The 20,377-nt window shown below is 45.5% G+C and carries 23 protein-coding genes; 4 read left to right on the top strand and 19 right to left on the bottom strand.

All coding sequences use genetic code 11. The features are described from left to right. Positions 1 to 106 precede the first annotated feature (106 nt). From J5I83_RS04995 to J5I83_RS05015, 5 genes are all read right to left on the bottom strand, one after another. Positions 107 to 418: a SulP family inorganic anion transporter gene (locus J5I83_RS04995; RefSeq protein WP_304053791.1), complete on the bottom strand. Its 312-nt coding sequence runs from the start codon at positions 416 to 418 to the stop codon at positions 107 to 109. Between the two features lie 174 nt (positions 419 to 592). After that, positions 593 to 1,336 carry a DUF2182 domain-containing protein gene (locus J5I83_RS05000; protein ID WP_304053792.1) on the bottom strand — a complete coding sequence of 248 codons (744 nt, stop codon included), beginning with the start codon at positions 1,334 to 1,336 and terminating at the stop codon, positions 593 to 595. Positions 1,337 to 1,433: 97 nt separating this feature from the next. Continuing rightward, the gene (locus J5I83_RS05005) at positions 1,434 to 2,042 is read right to left on the bottom strand and encodes a DUF1326 domain-containing protein (RefSeq protein ID WP_304053793.1); all 609 of its coding nucleotides are present in this window, start codon (positions 2,040 to 2,042) and stop codon (positions 1,434 to 1,436) included. 22 nt (positions 2,043 to 2,064) lie between these two features. Further along, positions 2,065 to 2,799 carry an SDR family NAD(P)-dependent oxidoreductase gene (locus J5I83_RS05010; RefSeq protein WP_304053796.1) on the bottom strand — a complete coding sequence of 245 codons (735 nt, stop codon included), beginning with the start codon at positions 2,797 to 2,799 and terminating at the stop codon, positions 2,065 to 2,067. Beyond that, complete coding sequence (locus J5I83_RS05015; protein ID WP_304053797.1) at positions 2,796 to 3,455, bottom strand: DUF938 domain-containing protein; 660 nt, start codon at positions 3,453 to 3,455, stop codon at positions 2,796 to 2,798. The genes J5I83_RS05010 and J5I83_RS05015 overlap by 4 nt, the downstream gene beginning before the upstream one ends. Before the next feature lie 224 nt (positions 3,456 to 3,679). Between J5I83_RS05015 and J5I83_RS05020 the strand changes: the two genes are divergently transcribed. After that, positions 3,680 to 5,251, top strand: coding sequence for a sigma 54-interacting transcriptional regulator (locus tag J5I83_RS05020; protein ID WP_304053890.1), 1,572 nt, complete (start codon positions 3,680 to 3,682; stop codon positions 5,249 to 5,251). A gap of 150 nt (positions 5,252 to 5,401) precedes the next feature. Here the strand turns inward: J5I83_RS05020 and J5I83_RS05025 are convergent, their stop codons facing one another. After that, a complete protein-coding gene (locus tag J5I83_RS05025) occupies positions 5,402 to 6,439 on the bottom strand; it encodes a cytochrome-c peroxidase (protein WP_304053799.1) in 1,038 nt (345 codons plus the stop codon). A 210-nt stretch (positions 6,440 to 6,649) separates the two neighbouring features. Then, positions 6,650 to 8,047, bottom strand: a complete 1,398-nt coding sequence (locus tag J5I83_RS05030; RefSeq protein WP_304053800.1) for a hypothetical protein — start codon at positions 8,045 to 8,047, stop codon at positions 6,650 to 6,652. Between the two features lie 294 nt (positions 8,048 to 8,341). Here J5I83_RS05030 and J5I83_RS05035 point away from each other — a divergent pair, with 294 nt between their 5' ends. Beyond that, positions 8,342 to 8,716 carry an exosortase system-associated protein, TIGR04073 family gene (locus J5I83_RS05035; RefSeq protein ID WP_304053801.1) on the top strand — a complete coding sequence of 125 codons (375 nt, stop codon included), beginning with the start codon at positions 8,342 to 8,344 and terminating at the stop codon, positions 8,714 to 8,716. A gap of 192 nt (positions 8,717 to 8,908) precedes the next feature. Here J5I83_RS05035 and J5I83_RS05040 read toward each other — a convergent pair whose 3' ends face one another. From J5I83_RS05040 to J5I83_RS05095, 12 genes are all read right to left on the bottom strand, one after another. Continuing rightward, complete coding sequence (locus J5I83_RS05040; protein WP_304053802.1) at positions 8,909 to 10,219, bottom strand: MFS transporter; 1,311 nt, start codon at positions 10,217 to 10,219, stop codon at positions 8,909 to 8,911. A gap of 312 nt (positions 10,220 to 10,531) precedes the next feature. Next, complete coding sequence (locus tag J5I83_RS05045; protein WP_304053803.1) at positions 10,532 to 11,041, bottom strand: hypothetical protein; 510 nt, start codon at positions 11,039 to 11,041, stop codon at positions 10,532 to 10,534. A 183-nt stretch (positions 11,042 to 11,224) separates the two neighbouring features. Beyond that, complete coding sequence (locus J5I83_RS05050) at positions 11,225 to 11,725, bottom strand: hypothetical protein (protein WP_304053804.1); 501 nt, start codon at positions 11,723 to 11,725, stop codon at positions 11,225 to 11,227. Between the two features lie 399 nt (positions 11,726 to 12,124). Further along, a complete protein-coding gene (locus J5I83_RS05055; RefSeq protein ID WP_304053805.1) occupies positions 12,125 to 12,664 on the bottom strand; it encodes an Hsp20/alpha crystallin family protein in 540 nt (179 codons plus the stop codon). A gap of 41 nt (positions 12,665 to 12,705) precedes the next feature. Then, complete coding sequence (locus tag J5I83_RS05060) at positions 12,706 to 13,104, bottom strand: hypothetical protein (RefSeq protein WP_304053807.1); 399 nt, start codon at positions 13,102 to 13,104, stop codon at positions 12,706 to 12,708. Beyond that, positions 13,101 to 13,295 carry a DUF2934 domain-containing protein gene (locus J5I83_RS05065; RefSeq protein WP_304053810.1) on the bottom strand — a complete coding sequence of 65 codons (195 nt, stop codon included), beginning with the start codon at positions 13,293 to 13,295 and terminating at the stop codon, positions 13,101 to 13,103. Before J5I83_RS05065 ends, J5I83_RS05060 begins: the two co-directional genes overlap by 4 nt. A 239-nt stretch (positions 13,296 to 13,534) precedes the next feature. Then, the gene (locus J5I83_RS05070) at positions 13,535 to 13,945 is read right to left on the bottom strand and encodes a hypothetical protein (RefSeq protein ID WP_304053812.1); all 411 of its coding nucleotides are present in this window, start codon (positions 13,943 to 13,945) and stop codon (positions 13,535 to 13,537) included. Between the two features lie 23 nt (positions 13,946 to 13,968). Further along, complete coding sequence (locus J5I83_RS05075) at positions 13,969 to 15,042, bottom strand: metallophosphoesterase (protein WP_304053815.1); 1,074 nt, start codon at positions 15,040 to 15,042, stop codon at positions 13,969 to 13,971. Continuing rightward, complete coding sequence (locus J5I83_RS05080; protein WP_304053818.1) at positions 15,035 to 16,264, bottom strand: cytochrome-c peroxidase; 1,230 nt, start codon at positions 16,262 to 16,264, stop codon at positions 15,035 to 15,037. Before J5I83_RS05080 ends, J5I83_RS05075 begins: the two co-directional genes overlap by 8 nt. A gap of 272 nt (positions 16,265 to 16,536) precedes the next feature. After that, a complete protein-coding gene (raiA, locus tag J5I83_RS05085) occupies positions 16,537 to 17,097 on the bottom strand; it encodes a ribosome-associated translation inhibitor RaiA (RefSeq protein WP_304053820.1) in 561 nt (186 codons plus the stop codon). A gap of 20 nt (positions 17,098 to 17,117) precedes the next feature. Beyond that, positions 17,118 to 17,570: a CBS domain-containing protein gene (locus tag J5I83_RS05090; protein ID WP_304053822.1), complete on the bottom strand. Its 453-nt coding sequence runs from the start codon at positions 17,568 to 17,570 to the stop codon at positions 17,118 to 17,120. A 50-nt stretch (positions 17,571 to 17,620) separates the two neighbouring features. Next, entirely contained in the window at positions 17,621 to 17,809 is a 189-nt protein-coding gene (locus J5I83_RS05095; protein ID WP_304053823.1) for a hypothetical protein, read from the bottom strand. Positions 17,810 to 18,221: 412 nt separating this feature from the next. On the opposite strand from J5I83_RS05095, the gene J5I83_RS05100 reads away from it, so the two are divergent. Continuing rightward, a complete protein-coding gene (locus J5I83_RS05100; RefSeq protein WP_304053824.1) occupies positions 18,222 to 19,718 on the top strand; it encodes a PAS domain-containing sensor histidine kinase in 1,497 nt (498 codons plus the stop codon). Beyond that, a complete protein-coding gene (locus tag J5I83_RS05105; RefSeq protein WP_304053826.1) occupies positions 19,715 to 20,338 on the top strand; it encodes a response regulator transcription factor in 624 nt (207 codons plus the stop codon). The genes J5I83_RS05100 and J5I83_RS05105 overlap by 4 nt, the downstream gene beginning before the upstream one ends. The last annotated feature ends 39 nt before the right edge of the window (positions 20,339 to 20,377 follow it).

Below are 20,377 nucleotides of genomic sequence, written 5' to 3' on the forward strand. Positions count from 1 at the left end.
AAAAACGCGCCGCCGCCTGCGCAATGGTAAGTCCTTCCTTCTTGCGAACGGACAAAACTTTGCAGCGAAATGATGATGGATAAGTCATCTATGAATTGTAATCAATTTATTTGAGCTTTGCTATATATTCATCTGTTCCTGGCTCAGCAATGGAACTCACCCCTGTAGCTACCATCAATGCGACCATAGCAACCGGCCCGACTGAAAGCTGCCGGGAGGTACCGAATATGGCATAAAGAATTAAAGGAACGAGGGATGCATACAAGCCATAAATCGGTGGGAGTCCAGCGAGCATTGCGTATGCCATTCCTTGTGGGATGAGCATGATACCGACGGTCAAGCCTGCTGACACATCACCGCGCAAATCTGCTTTACCGTAATTAGGCAACCACGAAAGGATAGGTATAAGATTACTCATTTTCTTTACTGCGTTATCGCTGGAAATACGAGAAATTATTATCCAAACTTCTACAGGTAATAAAAAATGCTCATTCGTTCTACCGTTTTCCTACTGTGACGTTTCCCAAACTGCGTTTATCCATTTTTATCGGACTATTTTTCATAAGCACAGTGCGCTCAAACAAGATTTCGGTCAGATTAGCCAGATTCCCCAGCCTATCAGCAACACCCCCCCTGCGCTACCAATCATTCGGCTGGGGCCGGGCACTATTTTTTCCAGCGCAACAAGCAAAGTGATCAATACCATGCCAAGCAAATTCATGACACCCACGGCAAACATAATCAGCATCTGTGCCCAGCAGCACCCCACACAAATACTGCCATGCTTTAGTCCCATGTAAAAAGCACCTCTCATACCTTCTCGCCACTCCGTTAACAAAAAACCCAGCGGCGAGCGACAAGCTTGTAAAAAACCATGTTTCCATGGCGTAAACTGATAAATGCCCGCTCCAATAAAAATGGCGGCTGCCAGGCGCTCATTCTGGTTTTCCATCATCGGGGATAAAAAATGTAACCCATGCAATTGCCACTGCAGCCATGTCAGTCCTATACTGAACACTAGCCACACCACCAAGTAAGCCAGAATAAACAGCGCATTCAAATGAGGCAAGGATGGATTACGTTGCTTGCAGATCTTGGAAAACACTAAAAACATGGGGATGGCTGAGGGCAGCATCATGGCAGCCATCATCACCGCCCACATCAGATAAACCAGCCCAAAATCAATCAACTGCCAGGAAGCAATGTCTGTCGGAAGCATCCACATGGCCAACATGGGCAGTGAAGTCATCTGCCAGTGTTGATAAAACAGATAGCCCCAGCCTGCGATCATAACAGCCAGCAGGCACAGCAAAATTACCGCTTGGGTATTAGGCATGAAATAGTAATTGACGCCCCCTGCTCTCGCTGAACAAGGACTCTTGAATGTATTCCGCCATACTAGAAAAAGGCAACAACAGATTTCAATCAGCCGGTTAAGGTTGGTAGCTAAACGGAGAATAAAAACCATTGCGCTCAGTAAATTGCCAGGACTTATCGTAATCCTGGTACTGATAATTAATGGATCTGGCCACCACGGCTGGGTGGCTAGTCACCACGCATAACGGCGGGTTATTAATGGTGGCCTCCCCTCCCTTGATCCCTTGAATTCCTTCAATTTCTGCCTGCGCGATGCCAGGTATAATCAGTTGCCGTTTATTGCCTTCTTCCCGGTAATCAATTTCAATTTTCGTAGCACCCAATACTTCACTGACAAAACTCATCAAAATGGCTGGATGTCCACCCTGTTGACCACTGAAAATTTGAGTGATGGCATCAAACTGCGCATCGTCTGCTTGCTCATCCACATAAAGGGCAGCTTGCCAATTGCCCTTTATCATAGTTCCAGGAGAATAACAAGCCAAGGCGACATTCAACCCGTCCAGCGGCAATCCATCGAGATGACCTGACTCGATATGCCAGGCTACCAGTAATTTGCAATTACCTTCAGAGGGAGGCTGAAGCCAAATACAAGGGCAGGATGTCACACAATTACAGGTCTCAAAATAGCTACCCTGCAAACGCCAATTGGTTGTTTTATTCATGGTGTTTTCCTGATCGTTTTTTTCAAAAAGGTTCTTTAAAAGGACGCAAGTCCAGTTCATGTGTCCATGCACTAGGCTGCTGTTGATGGATGGTCCAATAGGTCTGGGCGATCGCTTCAGGTTGTAATAGTCCCGCTTCACCCTTTGCTTTTATATATTCCGGAAACTGGCTGCGTGCGCGCTCGCCGTCGATGACCCCGTCGATGATAGCATGAACGACGTGGATGCCCTGGGGAGAAAATTCTCTTGCCAGACCCTGCGCCAACGCCCTCAGACCAGCCTTGGTCGAGGCAAAGGCAGTAAAGGGGGGTTTGGCTCTTAATGAAGCAGTGGCACCGGTGAAAAATAAGGTGCCATGTTGCTGAGCCTGCATCATGCCGATCATTTGCTTGGCAAACAAAAAAGCGCCCAGGCAATTTTGTCGCCACAGAATTGCAAATGTCTTGGTCTCCGTTTCTAGAAAAGGAGCAGGAATGTTGCTGTCTACATTATAGGCTGCAATGTCGATGGCATCGCCCCGTAAGCGGACAATTTCGAACAATTGACTGACATTCTGTTCAATCGTGATATCCGCCACCACGGGCGTAACAGCGCCTCCTCGCTGCTGGATATGTTGCGCCACTTCCTTGAGTTTTTCTCCACTGCGGCCAGCAATGAAGACATGCAATCCTTTTTCAGCAAAAAGGGTGGCAAGTGCTGCCCCCAGCCCGCGTACCGGCCCGACACCTGCGATGATGGCTGAAGCCGACTGACTCACTGCGCTATTTTGCCAAAAACCAGCGAAAAATTATTGCTGGGCATTTCAATCTGCTCCTTGAGCGCCATGCCATGCTTTGCTGCTGCTTCTTTCAAATCAGTAATATCCTTGAGTCCCCATTCAGCTACACCTGCAGATCTGAGTGTGGCATCAAATTCTTTGTTGGAATCAGTCGAGAACGCTCCATGCACACGGAAAGGTCCGTAAATCAACAAGAATCCGTCATCCTTAAGCAGATGTTCTGCACATTTCATCATGCCATCGGCAATCGAAATGGGCGCTACCTGGAAAATGTTGATACAGAAGATCGCGGCAAATGATTTTTCCGGCCCTGGATTAAACCAGGTTTCAGGATTGATTAAATCCAGATGGACAGGATCAGCAATATTATTATTCCCGCGTTCGCTGGTAAGCTTCTTGATGTTGTCAAAAATTTCAATATCCTTATCAGACGGATGAAAATGCAAATGACTAAAATGGGGCGCAAAGTAGTTGATGTGCATTCCGCTGCCACTGGCCAATTCCAGAATACGTTCAGGATCCCTGGGCAACTTCTCCTTGAGCACGCCGAGAATGGGTTCACGATTGCGCGATCCTGCCCAGGCTACGTACTCGCTTAACGGATGAGGATCGAGCGGTGGCATCTCTTGATTCATACGTGACTTCTCCTAATGATGAAGTAAAACTAAAAGATTTAATCAAAAATCTGGGTTTATTCGTGCATTAACAATTTTAGACTCAATAAAATAGGAGCAAATTTCATACCATTGAGCATAAATAATTTCTTCTATGATTTACAATATGTTAACCAATAAACATTGCCTGATTAATGTAACTGTGATTCAATTTGTGAAGTTTTATTTCACAAAATTCATTGATCATGAGCAACAACCCTCTTTCTGAATTAACACCAATTTTTTTTCTGCAAACCTTTATTCTTGAGCTGATGCATGCCAGCGAGCAACAAGGACAAAAGCACTGTGAGCAGCTGATTGAGCATATCGCCAAAACCGCAGGATGTTTTTTTGAAGAAACTTATCGAGAAAATACACATAAAAATGAACAGCTCGATATTGAAAGTTATATCGAACTCATACTCGGCATTAAAAACAATATCGGCGGTAAATTTTCACTGGTCTCAACTAATCAGGACTGTATTACAGTTACCAATTCCCGCTGTCCTTTCGGTGAGCAAGTTACCAATTTTCCAGAATTATGCAGAATGACCTCCAGTGTATTTGGAGGTGTCGCGGCCAGAAACTTTGGTTATGCCAAAGTTGAAATCAAAAAAAGCATCGCCCGCCGGGACGGCAGGTGTGATGTATGTATTTACACCACCCCCCAGGCAGCAAAAGGGCATGCAGGAATGGAATATACCGATACAACACCGGTCAAGGAAATTAAGGACATTGATGAGCTGCACTGCCGGATTGAAACAAGTATGCAACGGCTTTGGCACAAACAGAGCAAGCAAATATCAAAAAAGGACCAGCCTCCAGCGATCGTAGCAAAATCATCCATGATGCAGAAAATACTGCAATCAATCGAGATTGTTGCACCCACCTTGGCAACGGTGTTAATTCAGGGCCAAACAGGGGTGGGTAAGGAGCTGATTGCACGTGCCGTCCATGCGATGAGCGATCGTAGCCAAAAACCGTTCATCGCCATTAACTGCGGGGCAATCCCAGAAAGTCTAATTGAGAGTGCCTTGTTTGGACATGAAAAAGGTGCTTTCACCGGAGCTATTGAAGTACACCAAGGCTATTTTGAGCGAGCCGAAGGTGGCACTCTGTTTCTAGATGAAATAGATTCATTATCCCCAGCGGCACAAACCCGATTGCTTCGTGTGATCCAGGAAGGTGAATTAGAAAGAGTAGGTGGCAGGCAAACGCTAACAGTTGATGTAAGAATCATTTCAGCAACAAACCAAAATCTGGAGCATCTCGTTAAACAAGATCTGTTTCGTAACGACCTGTACTACCGCATCAACGTAGTCTGTTTAAGCATTCCCTCCTTGGCTGAACGAGCAGAAGATTTACCTTATCTTGTGCAATTGATCATTCAGCGTTTGAACAAGCGGTATCATAAAGAAATTGAATCAGTCAGTCGTGACGTCATGCAAAAAATCCGGGCCTATCATTGGCCAGGCAACGTTCGTGAGCTGGAAAACATCCTCGAACGCAGTATTTTATTTGCCAACGGTAAAGAAATGAACGAACTAGATTTAGAACTTCCAACTGAGACAAAAAGTATTGTTGAATGGAAAGATGTGAAAGAACATACTCTCGCCAAAATTGAACAATCATTCCTTGAAAAAGCTTTAAAACAGCATCACGGAAATATAAAGAAAGTCGCTGAAAACATGGGTATTACATCACGCGCTGTTTATGCCAAATTAAAAAAATACAAAATAAACCTGGCAGATTACCGCAGGCTTGATCGAGAATCATAAAAGGATTGAATATTTTTGAATATAAACCTACATTTTCTGAATGTTAGAGATAAATCAATTAATGATTTGTTGAGGGTACAGAGTAATATTTCACCCTACTCTACACCCCCAATGCCAATATCAATCAATTTATTTTTATAATTCTTAAGCTTACTCCTGATCCTTGGCTGTCAGCGATCCCAGGAATGCTTTCACATCCCTGACAAACCCATCACCGACTTGCCGGCCGAGCTGATGCTCTGCCATTTCCCGAATCGCCTCATCCAGCGTTTTTACAGAACCATCATGGAAATACGGGCCCGTTTTGGTGATATTTCTAAGGCCAGGTACTTTAAATACCTTCCTGTCACTTTCAATGCCGGTGACTTCATAGCGTCCCATATCATTTGTTTCATAGGGCTTGACAAGACCCAATTTCTTGAATGAATTACCTCCAATGGCAACGCCATTGTGGCATGTGGCACATCCCATATGGACGAACTTTTTCAGTCCTCGTTTCTCATCTTCCTTCAGCGCATTTTCGTCACCTTTAAGGTAATCATCAAAGCGGGAAGGTGTGAGTAATGTTCGCTCAAAAGCACCAATAGCCTTACCAACATTTTTGTATTGGAATGGATCCTTATCATCTTTAAAAGCTTGTGGGAAAAGCTCTTGATACTCCTTGATTTTTTTCAATTTGCTGATAACAGCCGACTCACTCGGCATACCCATTTCTATTGGATTCAAGATTGGGCCAAGTGCTTGCTCCTCGACATCCTTCGCGCGTCCATCCCAAAACTGGGCGATATGCAGCGCTGCATTGAGAGTGGTGGGCGCATTCCTGCCGCCACGTTTACCTTCATGACCTGGCGAGGTTGGTTCATTATCTACCCCAAATTGATTAAGCAAGTGACAAGAATTACAAGCAATCTTGTCATTGACTGACAGCCTAGGATCCATATACAGCAATCGACCGAGCTTGATTAAAGTTTCGTTTTTTTTCTCGTCGATAATTGAGGCAGGCAATGGCTCAAAGTAAAGCTTGAGGGTAGCTGCATCCAGTTTATGACCCTCACCATGCATACCGCCATGGTGACCCCCATTGTGCATTCCGCCATGGTGACCACCACCTCCATGCTTTTTGCCTTCATGGCTCTCGGCGTATACGTGTGTACTCAAAATAAGCGTTAGCAATAAGATCAGTTTCATAGAGCCCCCATTAAATATGAATTGTTAAGATACCAGTTAAATCATTATTGAATTAGCAAATAACAAACTGATGTCTCGAGGAAATCACTAAAAAGTAAATCTTGCCTATTCAATCTAATGCTGAAGCTGGCCACTTCGCGTTTAATTGTATACCTAAGCTATAGTTCTTACACTCCCCACAAATACATTCAAATTTCTTTCCCAAAATAATCATTTGGCAATGGTAATGGGCAAACCGAGAGATTTTGCATCTGTCACAGTCAAGCGAAAAAGTATATAGAGCAATTGGAACGCATTTTTATTCCAATGCGCATCGGGTCCTGCGGTATTTATTGCATAATACTGATCATGCGAGCGAACCGATAACGCTGTATTTGCAATCGGCTTAACTGATATGAGAATGTCCATGGTATTAACAGGATTTTCATCTCTGGCAATAGGAGGAGTACGCGGATCTTTTTCTACATGGTATTCCAACTCTTCCCCAAGCGAATGACTGAGAAAATTGAGAATCGTATGAAAACTCCTTAACCGGAAAGCACCTCTGATAGGCCATTCTCCCCCAACATAGCCTGGGCGGATATCAAAAGCAACATCGTTCTCTATCCATAGATTGGTCAAATCATATAAATCTTCTCGTTCCTCGCAACACAGCGTATCGGGATCATAGTTGGTGATCAGAATAGGCCCTAATACTTGTTTGCTGAGCGTATAAGATTCCTCCTCCGGGTTGTATTTGACGGCAAATTCTTTTTCCAAAGATTGAAAACCTTCTGCTAATACAGCACTAACTGGAATAGTCCAGCTCCGCTCAAATGTCAGCGGCTCTGCATACAACTGCTTCTGATCCTGAATGGCTGACAGATGGAGCACTACGCGACGAAACATCTCATAGCCACTTCGATCCGATGGGCTGTTATGATAGGTAGCTTGCTGCAAGTGCCTTTGCTGCCGCAAACGCAGGCGACGCTCCTGCTCTTCGGTAAGTTGCATAGCCGAATGAAAGCGATGACGGCGGTCCTGCGCCTCAATGTATTCATCTAGCGTCTCGCGACGATCAGCTCGCTGCTTGGCATCATGATGGAAGCGGTGACGATGGCGATGCCTTATATTATCCTTCTGAGTAGGAGGAATGTTAATGGACTGTTCGTCATGTTGCAGACGGACTTCCTGCGCCATCATTCGCAGCATCATATCCACATCAAAGTGCTGGCGAAGCAATAGCGTAAGCTTATGCTGACTAAACGGTGTAAGAAGTCGTTGCGTAAATTCGTCACTTGCAATCGGATCAATACTGAAGGTAGGGTTCTCCGAAACGCCGCCGCCAAATATCGGGACGAGCATGCCACCGCTGTCACCAGTTAAAGCAGGGGTAGCGCCTGCATTTGCACTAAAATCGAATGTAGCCGCAATAGTGGAGACTCTGGTGAAATGGAGCGGTTGATGATGCTGGGCTCGAGCAATATTAACCAGTAGCTGCTTAGCATCTGCATTGACCACAGCTTCATCATAAGCCATCACCGCACGGTTGAGTGTAATGGGCGACAAGCATGCAGAAAGCATAGAAATAAACAAGCAACACAGAAGCAGACGCACTAACTGTTCCATAAATAATATGTAATTCTTTTAGCTGTCAGTTTACTCTCAGCATTTTGCAAATATCGCCAGTTTGATGCAACCAGCACCTAATCCAACTGGATCAACCAGACCAATTGTTTATAAAAACCCCGGGAGTGCAGCCTCCGTGTAAAGTAACAACGTTAACTTACGTTAAGAGGTTTTCAATATCATGAAAATGCGCTAGATTGATCGAACATTTTCAGTATACACATCTTCCTGATAAGAATTAAAATCAGCATGGATCCTGACAATTTTTACCACCACACCTCACAGGAGAAAGCAATGAAAAAACTAGCGGGTCTGTTACTCTCTGCCCTATTCTTTTTATCATCTCAAATAGCCATGGCGCAAACCTATACTATATATGGCGAAAGAATGACACAAAGTTATCCAACCATGGCGGGTGAGAAGCTCATGAATGGCATCGTTAATGCAGCGACAGGTTTTGTTGAACTACCCAAAACGATTATTTTAACCAGTCAGCGCGATGGCGCGCCCTATGGTTTAACAGTCGGACTGCTCACCGGTCTTATCCACACTGTTGGCCGCACTGTGTTTGGCGCATTGGATATTGCAACGTTTTTCATCCCCACGCGCCCAACAGTTTATCCACCCTATATCTGGCAAGATTTCCACAAAGAAACTACCTATGGATAAGAATTAGCAGATTTACAGGTCGTTGAAATGAAGGAAGTGAATTTACTACTACCGATTTTTTACGACCCGTGATCTGGCAAAAAATAGCAGAATGAGACTGCACCCCATTCCAGTCATCAGAATACTTTCCAATCCTGAATAATTTTGATCAATTACTCAGGATTTCAAAATAAGCATCCTCAGAAAGCTTTTTTATTTTTCAGGACTGTGTAACGCAGCCTCCTGCCCTCTCGGTACATTTACTCCCATTAAAATCGCCAGGCCAATAACAAAATAGCTCCCTGTTATCAACATAGCGAGACGATGATCACCATGTGACATCCAACTGACCAGTCCATAGGTAATCGGACCAAGGATAGATGACAGCTTTACCGCCAATCCCCATAGCCCGAAAAATTCTGCACGCCGGGAAGAAGGACTGAATAATCCGACCAATGCCCGTCCAGCGGATTGGGAAGCACCTAGGCACAAACCTGCGATATTGGCAGCCAACCAGAATATGACAACATTTTCAGCCTTCCAGATCAGCAAAATCATAATAATCCAGCCGATGAGCGTTAATACAATAGTAGGAACATGACCCAATTTATCTTGTATGTTACCAAAGACAAATGCCCCCAGCGCAGCAGTAACATTGACTAGCAGGATTAACCATATCGTATCACTTGTGTTAAATCCCATTGCTTGCTGGGCATAGATTGCTGCCAAAGCGATGACTGCTTGAATGCCTGCTTGATAGAAAACGAGGCAGGCAAGGAAGCGCACCAGATCTTGGTAATGGCGTACATGTTTGAGCGTGCTACCCAAGCGGATAAAAGCCTCTTTTATGACGTCTTGTCCGGCAAGATGGGGTTGTGGCACAGCTCGCTCTTTCAGGTAAAGAAAGGTGGGGACACAAGCAACAGCAAAAATAGCAGTAGTTATCAACATCGTTACCGGGACGAAATGATCAGCTTCTTGCCCTTGTTGCTGCGCCCATGTGACATAAGCAAGCGAACAAGCCAGGCTGAACAAGCCACCTATATAACCCAAACTCCATCCCCAGCCAGATACTTTTCCCAGCGCTCTGCTTTGTGCCAACTCGGGTAGAAAGGCAGCTATCAGATTTTCACCACTGCCAAAGAAAAAGTTGCTAAAAATAATGAGTATGATCGCTAACCATAAATCACCCGGCCCAGCGAAATAAAGTAAGGCGGTAAACAGCATGCATCCGGCAGTAGTCAGGAGAAGCAAGCGTTTTTTTTGGGCGTAAGCATCGGCATAGGCGCCTAGTGCTGGCGCGGTCAACATAATGAGTATATAGGAGACTGCCAGCGATGCTGTCCATGCAAATGTCCCCCAATCCTGGTTACCTGCTACGACCGCCACAAAGTAAGCGTTAAAAATGGCGGTAATCACGACAGTGGTATAGCCCGAGTTAGCAAAATCAAACATTGCCCAGGACCAAACCTCACGCCGGCTTACGCCCTCAGCAAGATATTGGGGTTCTTTCTTCGATGTCATGAAAAGTAAGTAGGGTTATTTTTGGCTGCGAGTGCTTGAAATTTTTCCTGCAAGCATTCTTGCAGCACTCTTTAGCAAGTGAGCATTAATTACAAACTAAGTCCCACTCCTACCTTATCACATTTATCACGAAGCTTGGTGCAACTGGAATACTATCCTAGCAACCACTGCATTTAGATTAATATCCGATAATTGCAGAAGATAAAAGGCTGCTTTTAATCCTATCCCACCAGCATTTATCCTTATTTATCCCGCTATGCCAGCCGTGAAATTCCCCACGCACACATTTGATCAGACCCAACTCCTGCAGCCTTAGGCCCACCCCATATTCAGATCTGGCAGCACATCAACAGACTGATGCAACCTTCGATTAGCTGAGCGCAAGATACCCAGTAAACAGATCATTTGAGAACGGAAATCCTCTCCAGAAGTCAGTCGATACCACTCGTCGCCATCTGGATCTTCTTCATCGAGACTACGCCAGAAAAGGCCGTCGAAGCGCCTGTAAGAAACAGGCCGTCCCCTAAGCAGATCATTCTTGATCCCTTCAACCCATGGACGACGTCTGCTGATCAAGCCTTCAGCACCTTTGTGGACGACGACGGAAAGATAATCATGCAGATCCATCGTGCTACAAATCTTGGCAAGCTCAGAAGTGCGCTGACCGACCATGGCATCTTTGAGCAGGCCACGCAAAGCTATTGTTGAAATTTCAAGACTAACACCTGTTTGCAGTGAATGAACTTTATCGATATACATTTTTAGAAAAAAATAAACCGTCACTAATTTATTATCCGATTTGAAATTTTCACTAAGGTTCATTTTTTTCTAAAAAAGCATTGTGCAGAAAAAAAACAGCCTTGTAACGGCATCTTACGATACTGTTAGAAACAATAGAACATAAGGCTTCCTGTCTGTATTTCCCCTACACACCCTATGCATAGCACAAGTTAGTAAGCGACAAAGCTGCAGTCCGGCTAGGCGGCATATTTCATGCGTTAGCAATTACTCGTAACGCAAAAAGCCCTCAGCCAGCGCCTCTTCACCGTAACGAGCAATCAGCGTATCAATCTCTGCCAGCAGCACGTCGTCTTCATCTTCGTCCAACACGCCCTCGCCAACCAATCTGGCTAATAACCCTGAAAAAATAGCCTCTTTTATCGCACCCAGCGTGGGTGGAGCCTGCCGGCTTTCGTCGTACATGACTGCTTCAATCACGCGGGAAAGCGGTTCACTGGCAACATCCTGCACAAAATCTACGGCCAATGCTGTTTCACCAAATTCCTCAATCAATTCATCTAGCTCATCAAGTAACGATTCATTGACATCAAAATGATGTAGTTGCTCCGTTTCAGTAAATGCAGTCGGCAACAAGCCGATGACGAATGCGCGGATGCTAGCAAGTGTTATAGGTTGTTCAATGTCTGCATCGTTGAGCCGACTTTCTATCAGCGCAGACAAATTAGAACTAACACGGGTAGCAACATCAATAGAATTACGGATCATGATGTTTTCCTTTAGGGATAGCAAAAACTCTAATAATCAATATGCCTATCAGCGACGTTCTTGCTGCTGTAAACCATGCAAACACGAACTCACTTACCGTTATCTTGCAAAAGATCAATCAATCTTCTGCTGTTGTCACACTGCTGGATAAAACACAAAATTAAAACTGCCAACTGCTCCTTCTATCTCCCGTCCTCATTATCGCAACCTTGCCCATATCGCTTCCTCCAGCGGGAGACTCCTCAGGGAGGGTAACGCTGAAATAGCTGATAATGTGATTACGCTGACGCAACTTTTTTAATGTGCGGTAGCAGCTCATTCATCACAGTACGATCAATCATGTCAATGCAGATCTCAAGCCTCCATTCGAGCATATCGAATGGAGGCATTCTCGCAACCTTATTGCACAGTGATAGTACGCCGCTTGGACGACTCAACTTTAGGCAAGGTAATTTCCAAAATCCCATTCTTCAAAGAAGCGGCCGTGTTGGAAGCGTCCACTGCCCCAGGCAATGTAATCGAACGAGAGAACGTAAAGCTAGAAATTTCGTGTCTGTAGTAATCGCCTTTTTCTTCTTTCGATTCAGTAGCCGCTTGACCTTTTATCGTCAGCAGATTATCTGTGAGAGAAATATTCAGGTCTTTCTTTTCGATGCCGGGAATTTCGGCACGAACCAGGATTTCGTTATCACGGTCGATCACATCCAAACTCGGTGACCGCTGTCCTTCCAATTCAAATAGACTATCCAGTCCCGGCATATCGCGCCACCGCCGTAATGCAGGCCATCCTCCTCTGAAAAAGCGGTCAAAAGCACGCTCCATTTCAGTAAAAGCACGCTCCATTTCGCTAACTGGACGTATGGCAGGCACTTCAGTTTTCGCCTCCTCTTTCGTCGTTGTCACAGGAATACTCTCTTTTTCTTTACTTTCTTTTGACATGATGACTCTCCTCTCCTTAGATTAAAGAACTTTCCGGTTTTTTAATGCAGGGTATTTTCTTGACAAACCGGCTGGATCATGACAATTAGCCGGTGCAGACCACAATCTTCTACATCGCTAAAAAAAAGTTTTCCTGCAAAACGCGCTCCGCTCATACTCACCACTTCAAAATGATGTCCTATGCGTGAAAGAAAACGCAAATAGGGATTAGTCCGCTCCCCTTTCAGCAGCTCTATCTTCGCCAGCTTTGGTAATAAACTGGAGATATGCAGCTTTGGCAAATTTTTGTGCAAACCGGCTAATAAATTCGCACCCGCTTCATTGCAATCGCAAATCAAACCGTCCTCGGAAAGTATCAGAACTGCATATTCACTTTCATGCGTCTTGGCTCTACCCTTGGAATCATTTTTTACCAATATTTCACTAACTAATGGATTCATTGTTTCTCCTCCGCTTCGGCAGCCAGCCAGTCATCCAGTTCATACCCTGGCTCAAATCCTCTGGCCTGTGCCTTGTAATAAGCCGAAACAGCGATACGAGCAAAGCGATCTGCTCCATTTGGCTTATCACCGCTGCCTACAACTGCTGTTTTTTTCCTCGTACTTTTAGTAGGTGATTTAATCGTTTCCATGCAGCCTCCTCGTTTAAGCAAAACAATACCCAAATGATTACAGAGATAATTGCGGTTTTACATCACGCGCTAATTAGCCATAATTTATCGAAAAACAGAATGCAATTAAATACGTATAAACACGTAGGTAATTATTGTCATATTTCATGCTAACGCGTCCGCTCATGGCAAAGGGGTGATTTCTTGATCCTAACCGTCCCGATCACGATCGCGCAGGAGTCGCTCTACGCACTGCTGAATCAGTGTTTACCGGGATCGAGCTTCACGCCACGGCGTTCATAGTAGATATAAGCTTGCAGTGCCACCAGGCGAGGATCACTTGCTTCCAGACTCTTTCCCTCAAGCGGGTTACGAATGCACCAGTTGATCATCTCCCATATCGGGACAACTCTGCCGAGCTGCTTCTGAAACTTGGGATAGGTTTCGGGATGAGTGTTCGCAGCATTCGGGTGGCATTGAGCACATGTCACGCCGTTGCTACCCAATTCCGGGTCAGTAAAAGCCTGCCGCCCTTGTTTTACCACGGATAGATATTCACTTTCCCAGCGCGTCAGATCTTGTTGACTAAACTCATCAGCTATCGCCGTAGCAGCTGCACCTGCTACGGTCATGAACAAGAAGATCAAACCAAACTTATTGATACGTTCCATAGCCATCTCCTTTTGGTTCTTATCTAATAATGCACCTGGGGTGGAATACGCTCGTCTTCCGCCTGATAACTTGAATCTTCCGGCTGCCCATTTTTCTTATTGAAGGCAATGGTTCGGCTGGTATTGTCGTAAAGCGTGTAATGCATATCGACATTGCCATTGGCCAGATTGATAAACTGCCAACCAGTAGCATCACGTTCGAAAAATGGATCGGCCCGGTTCATGGGCACAGTGAGCTTGGGCAAATAATGCTCAGCGTGCGCGTAGGAGGAAGGATATGGCCACGGCCAGGCTGTTGCCATCACCCCATGAAAACTGATATTGCCAATCTGGTTGTACTGGATTTGATGGACGTGTCCATAGATCACTGTGACTTTCTTAAACGGCGTAAGCAATGCTTGCACCTGCTCGGCATCATCGGTCCAGAAATTCCAGCCCTTGTAGATCTTCTGTAACGGTGAATGCGAAAATACGACCAAGGGTGTGTCTTTATTTACTTTTTCTAAATCCTGACGCAGCCACTCGCGCTGCTTCTCTCCCACCATGAACGGAGAACCATTCGGATTGTCGAGTCCCGCCATCTCCAGCATCCGCTGCTCAGCTGTCGGCCAGCGTCGATAAGTCCATTCGTCGTCGGTTAGTATGCTGTTGAGTACGATGAAATGCACTCCCTTGTGATCAAAGCTGTAGTAATGCGGACCAAACAGCTTGGACCAGTATTCCCCCAAATCAAGATAATAATCATGCTCACCCATCACATAATACGTTTTGTAATTCAGAGCAGACATCATCTCAGCACCGTGATCCAGCTCGGATTTTTTGGCGAGTTGCGCCAGATCACCGCCATAAACCACAAAATCGGGTTTTGGGTTAAGCAGATTGACTTCGGCTACAGCACGGATCAGACCACGATCCCAATTGCGCACAAACTGATTCCCTTTGATGTGCTGAACGTGTGAATCAGAAATATGAGCAAAGGTAAAGTTTTGGGTTGGATCAGCAAAAGCCAGTTCCACGATACTAATCGGCAAGGTCGCAGCAGTTGCCAGAACACCTGTTTTTTTGAGAAAATCTCGACGTGTAATGAGTCTACTCATAACTAAGCTTCCCCTTATCTTTGACCGCTTTGCTCCCCTTCTCATACTCAGGGCTAGTCAGCGCTTCCATGAATGTAACCAAATCTGAAATCTGCTGTTGATTCAGCATCAGCGGACGGATACCGCCGCTCAGGTAATCGTTGGCACGGCCGGTTTTAGGGTCTACACCACCACTGTTGTAGTGGATGACGACATCTGTAAGTGTCTTGAGACTGCCATCATGCATATAGGGCGCCGTCACTGCCACATTGCGCAGAGTGGGTGTCTTGAAAGCGCCAATCATGTTAAACTCATTCGTCACTGCGAATCTCCCTAGTTCGGAGGTTTTTTTGTCGCTCAATACCGCCAGGTCAACATCGGCGCCTTGTGCCTTGGCTTTAAGAAATTCGCTCGTCAACCGTGCGACATCCTGCTGTATTGCGTTAATGCCTATGCCGATATTATGAAAGCGGCTGTCGGTAAACAGCGCCTGCGTTTGTTCCACGATATGACAGGATACGCAGCGTCCCTGACCGATGAAAACCTGAAAGCCGCGTATCTGTGCCGGGGTCATGGCAGTTTGATCACCACCATAGCGCCAGCGATCAAATGGCGAATCCCCTGAAACCACGGCACGCTCAAAGCTGGCAATGGCTTGTATCACCTCCTTCATAGTGATTTGCTCACCACTCTTATTAAATACCGTCTTAAACGATTCTTTGTATTCAGAGTCAGTACGCACAATCTTGAGGATGGGATCGTGGTTTTTAAGCCCCATCTCAATCGGATTGACGAATGGATGCAGTGCCTGATCTTCCAGATCTGGCGAGCGACCATCCCAGAATTGGCGAGCCAGGTAAGCAGCATTGACAACAGTGGGAGCATTGCGGGTACCAGTTAGTCCATTGATACCTACTGAGGTAGGCAGCGGACTATCAGTGAAAGCTCTTGCCGCATCGTGGCAAGTGGCACAGCTCACTGTACCGGTAGCACTGAAACGCATATCATTAAAGAGTTTTTCTCCCAGCCTGACCTTCTCTGCAGTTTGCGGATTATCTGCCGGAATAGGTATAGGTGGCAGTCCTAGCGGAGTCGCATGCGCTGTGGCCATGGCAATCAGTCCAGCTACTAGGATGCATAAGCCTAATAACCGCACGCGCATGATTTTTTCATTACTTGCATAAGGTTCCAGCACTGCCCTGCTTTCCAACCAAGTAAAGCGTTTGCGTACATCCTGGTGCATATATAGTTCCTCCACGCCTTATTGCAGTTTCTGACAAGAGATCAAGGATGTATGGCAATATCATTGACATTAACTATTTTTGCACTCTATCGAAAAACAAGAGTTAATCCTATACGTGTAAATACGTATGGACTCATCACCCTGATATCTCCTCCCAATCTGGAAGAAAAGCTTCGCCTGCAAGACACGAGCTTCCCAGCTCTAGGCCCTTCACGATGAATTTGAAATACATCAGGGAGAGGAGGCATGACAAATTCCACTCCCTGCTCCCATCATTCTGGTAAATGATGCTTACCGATACTTACCCGCTTGGCTTGTGGACTCTCGGCGCCCATTTCCTCTCCCAATTCCTCAATGAACTTGACTTCATCACCTTCCTGCAGCCGTTCAAAGCTTGGATCAATGACATTGTCGCGATGAAAATAACGCTCAACGCTATCCTGCCCTGTGATAAAACCATACCCTTCATCGTGGAAGATTCGCGTAACATATCCAATGTGATCAGCAACGTGCGCCTTAGTTTTATGTTGCATGCGACGCACATGATCCTCCAGCCGGCGCTTAGCTGCATCAAAAGCATCACGCAAGGCTACATAGGGATCTTGGTGATGATCGCGGTTAACAACAATGTCATTCCCAGGCACACCAATATGAATGCGCACATTGAACTCCTTCCCCTGATGATGGTGCTTATGCGGCATTTCTACCACAACATGACAAGAAACAAGGTGATCAAAAAAGTTTTCGAGCTTTTCCACTTTTTCACGTATGTGCGCTTCCAATGCGTCAGATGACGTGATATCGCGTATAGTGATTTGTAATGGACTTTGCATGATTATTGTTCTCCTTTAAATTATACGCGGCGAGTGCCTGCCTCTTTTTGCTGCTCGTGCGCCACAAGTTTGACGAGCGCATCGAGTTCCTCTGACAATAACGCTAGCAAGTCATCAAGCGTAACAATACCGATCAGTTCGTTATCATCATCCACTACCGGCATACGACGCACACCCTTGACACGCATGTACTGGATTGATTCAAACACACCAGCATTTTCCTTTACGGTAGCAAAATCAGACACCATAATATCGCCCACCGTAATCGCAGCAGGATCAAGTCCCGTTGCAATCACTTCCACCACCAGATCGCGGTCAGTTACGATACCAACCGGCACTCGCTTCCCGTTTCCATCATCGACAACCATTACATCACCGACATGATGCTGTCGCATCAGCTTGGCCGCCTGCAAAACGGTATCTTCGCGCTGGGTAATCACTACTTCTCGCTTGCAGATTTCACCGATAGGCATGATATTCTCCTCTCATCTATGATTAACTTTCAGGATTGGTGCGATAGCCGCTATTTATTTAGCACAGAGCAACCGAAACACCGCCCGCAACAGCATAAATCTTCTCTACAGCACTCCCGGCGCTGATAGGCGCGAGAGGGGGAAGTGCCTTGGCTTAGCAGTCTGTTAGCGCCACCACGAGCAATCAGCACTAGTGATACCATGGTAATAACAGTAATAACAACCAATATATTTTCCATTTCCAACCTCCTTGACAGCGAACAGAAATCCCTCAAACGTGACCTGATGTTTAATTGCAAAGATAAGATATGTTGTTATTAAGAATAACCATCTGTTTTATATAAATATATTTCTTAAAAGGCTTGTATCGAATTAATGCAATTAAACACTAGCTTGCGATTGTTACAGCTTTTACCTCTTTAATCCGCACTTACATGTTGCGCTTTTTCATCTCCGTTTGTATATCTTTAATCTTCACCACCAACATAATTTATCGAAAAAAAGCGAAGAATTAAATACGTGCAGACACGTATGGATACCCTCACCTTGAATTGACTGCCATCAGACGATAGACGACGATAGACGCAGCCTATTTTTTTATCGTAGACTGTAACGCCTATACAGCATACGAATCTAATCATCAAATATACTGTGATTGACTCATTTACGGACCCAAGTTTCCAAACACTGCTCAATGCAGTATCAGACGCTATATTGCTGATCGATGATTCTGGCCGCGTAGTGCTGACAAACTCAGCCGCACAACACCTATTCGGTTATACCGATCATGAACTTTGTGGCCTGGAGGTTGAGGAATTCATACCATTCCACTACCGGGAGCATTATCAGCGCTATCGGGAAGCTTATCTCAGTAAACCACATAAACGCGCCATGGCTAATGGCAGAGCGCTTACCATCTTAAACCGTGATAAACAGGAACTGAAGGTAGATCTCCGTCTGAGCCCTCTGGCAGCACTCGGCAGGCTTTATATCTTAATTACACTAAATGTTACCGACCGGCGTCATCAAGCAGAAGTCGCTCTCCAAGTCAGCGAAGAACGGTTGTGGCTGGCCAAACAAGCATCAGGTTTAGGCGTTTTTGATTTCGACTTGGAATACAACGTGATGCACTCGGATGAACGAATGCGCGAACTTTGGGGCTGCAGAAGTGATGAAGAGATGACTTATGAGAGATATCTCTGCGCGATTCATGCGAAAGACCGTGCTACTCACCAGGCTGCTTTCGATAAAGCCATCGACCCGGCCGGAGATGGCATCTATCAAATTGAAATTCGCGTCACCAATCCTCTTGATGAAATCGAACGCTGGATACTCATCATTGGGCAAGTTCACTTTGAGATAGGACGCGCAATCAGGCTTGTAGGATTAGTACAAGACATCAGCAAGCGTAAAATGCTCGAAAAAGAGCTTCAAATGCAGCGCGCTGAAACAGAAGTACTTTTTAAGCAACAAATAGCAATTCATACAGCTTCCGCTATTGCGCATGAACTTAACCAGCCGCTTACTGCCATTTCTGCCTATAGTGAAGTTGCATTACGCGCGATGGAAAGCGGCGCTTTCAATACCAATGAAGTAAAACGTGCGCTCGAGGGCTGCGTCAAGCAATCTCAGCATGCCGGCCATAGACTGCACGAATTGGTTGACTTTCTGCAGAAAGGCGAAATAGTTACTGAAAAACTAAACTTGAACGAAGTCATAATGGATGCTTTGAGAATCGCACGCAACGATGGTTATAGCGATTTTCATCAAGTATTGCAATTAGAGCCCAATCTCCCCGCAGTGCTCGCTAATCGTCTACACATTCAAAAAACCTTGGTGAATCTAGTGAGAAACGCCGTAGAATCAATGCGCACAGCGAATGTATCCCTTTCAGCGATTACGATCACCGTAAAGACGTTGAAAGAAAAAAACTTGGCTATGGTGTCGATAGTTGATACTGGTCCTGGAATTGATCAAGAAATAGTTAGGTATATTTTCGATCCCTTCTTCACCACCAAACCAACCGGCATCGGTATGGGGTTGTCGATCAGCCGCGCGCTCATCGAAGCAAATGGCGGTCAACTCTGGGTTGATCCGGATACCAAGAATGGCACCAAATTTCATTTCACGCTACCTTTTGCATCATGACTTCACAACACCCTGTCGTATTTATCGTGGATGATGAGCCCGCAGTAAGAGATTCCCTGGCACTCCTGCTCGGGCAGGAAGGAGTCAGGGTGCAGACTTTTGAGAATGCAGAATCCTTTCTGAGCGCCTATCAGCCTGATTACATAGGTTGCATTATCCTTGATGTACGCATGCCGGGAATAGATGGCCTGCAGCTTCAGGAAAAACTATCCCAGTGCAACTGCATTATGCCTATCATTTTTCTGACAGGGCATGGTGATATCCCCACCAGTGTCAGGGCAATCAAGACGGGCGCAACCGATTTTCTAACCAAACCGATTACCCGGGCAAAGCTCCTTGCCGCCATCCAATCAGCTTTTCTTGAAAATGAAAAGCTGATAGAAGCGAATAAACATAACAAGGATGCCTTAACGCGCCTGGCAAGCCTTACCAAACGTGAACGTGAAGTCATGATGCTTGCTATCCAAGGATATCATAATAAGGAAATCGCTTCCCGTCTTGGCATCAGCTTTCGCACAGTAGAAATTCACAGATCCAATATTATGCACAAAATGGGCGCAATCAATTTACTTGATCTGGCACGCATTGCCTATGAAAGCGGTTTAAGCACAGAAATATAGCCCTACGCTCAACCACCATTAGCTCACCGCGCCTTCTCT

The sequence above is a fragment of the Nitrosomonas communis genome (genome assembly GCF_024102715.1).
GTDB lineage: Bacteria > Pseudomonadota > Gammaproteobacteria > Burkholderiales > Nitrosomonadaceae > Nitrosomonas > Nitrosomonas communis_B.

Bases quoted from the DNA above. Each gene is read 5' to 3' on its own strand.
- J5I83_RS04995 (WP_304053791.1), bottom strand. From the start codon at position 418: ATGAGTAATCTTATACCTATCCTTTCGTGGTTGCCTAATTACGGTAAA.
- J5I83_RS05000 (WP_304053792.1), bottom strand. From the start codon at position 1,336: ATGCCTAATACCCAAGCGGTAATTTTGCTGTGCCTGCTGGCTGTTATG.
- J5I83_RS05005 (WP_304053793.1), bottom strand. From the start codon at position 2,042: ATGAATAAAACAACCAATTGGCGTTTGCAGGGTAGCTATTTTGAGACC.
- J5I83_RS05015 (WP_304053797.1), bottom strand. From the start codon at position 3,455: ATGAATCAAGAGATGCCACCGCTCGATCCTCATCCGTTAAGCGAGTAC.
- J5I83_RS05020 (WP_304053890.1), top strand. From the start codon at position 3,680: ATGAGCAACAACCCTCTTTCTGAATTAACACCAATTTTTTTTCTGCAA.
- J5I83_RS05025 (WP_304053799.1), bottom strand. From the start codon at position 6,439: ATGAAACTGATCTTATTGCTAACGCTTATTTTGAGTACACACGTATAC.
- J5I83_RS05030 (WP_304053800.1), bottom strand. From the start codon at position 8,047: ATGGAACAGTTAGTGCGTCTGCTTCTGTGTTGCTTGTTTATTTCTATG.
- J5I83_RS05035 (WP_304053801.1), top strand. From the start codon at position 8,342: ATGAAAAAACTAGCGGGTCTGTTACTCTCTGCCCTATTCTTTTTATCA.
- J5I83_RS05040 (WP_304053802.1), bottom strand. From the start codon at position 10,219: ATGACATCGAAGAAAGAACCCCAATATCTTGCTGAGGGCGTAAGCCGG.
- J5I83_RS05045 (WP_304053803.1), bottom strand. From the start codon at position 11,041: ATGAACCTTAGTGAAAATTTCAAATCGGATAATAAATTAGTGACGGTT.
- J5I83_RS05050 (WP_304053804.1), bottom strand. From the start codon at position 11,725: ATGATCCGTAATTCTATTGATGTTGCTACCCGTGTTAGTTCTAATTTG.
- J5I83_RS05055 (WP_304053805.1), bottom strand. From the start codon at position 12,664: ATGTCAAAAGAAAGTAAAGAAAAAGAGAGTATTCCTGTGACAACGACG.
- J5I83_RS05060 (WP_304053807.1), bottom strand. From the start codon at position 13,104: ATGAATCCATTAGTTAGTGAAATATTGGTAAAAAATGATTCCAAGGGT.
- J5I83_RS05065 (WP_304053810.1), bottom strand. From the start codon at position 13,295: ATGGAAACGATTAAATCACCTACTAAAAGTACGAGGAAAAAAACAGCA.
- J5I83_RS05070 (WP_304053812.1), bottom strand. From the start codon at position 13,945: ATGGAACGTATCAATAAGTTTGGTTTGATCTTCTTGTTCATGACCGTA.
- J5I83_RS05075 (WP_304053815.1), bottom strand. From the start codon at position 15,042: ATGAGTAGACTCATTACACGTCGAGATTTTCTCAAAAAAACAGGTGTT.
- J5I83_RS05080 (WP_304053818.1), bottom strand. From the start codon at position 16,264: ATGCACCAGGATGTACGCAAACGCTTTACTTGGTTGGAAAGCAGGGCA.
- raiA (WP_304053820.1), bottom strand. From the start codon at position 17,097: ATGCAAAGTCCATTACAAATCACTATACGCGATATCACGTCATCTGAC.
- J5I83_RS05090 (WP_304053822.1), bottom strand. From the start codon at position 17,570: ATGCCTATCGGTGAAATCTGCAAGCGAGAAGTAGTGATTACCCAGCGC.
- J5I83_RS05095 (WP_304053823.1), bottom strand. From the start codon at position 17,809: ATGGAAAATATATTGGTTGTTATTACTGTTATTACCATGGTATCACTA.
- J5I83_RS05105 (WP_304053826.1), top strand. From the start codon at position 19,715: ATGACTTCACAACACCCTGTCGTATTTATCGTGGATGATGAGCCCGCA.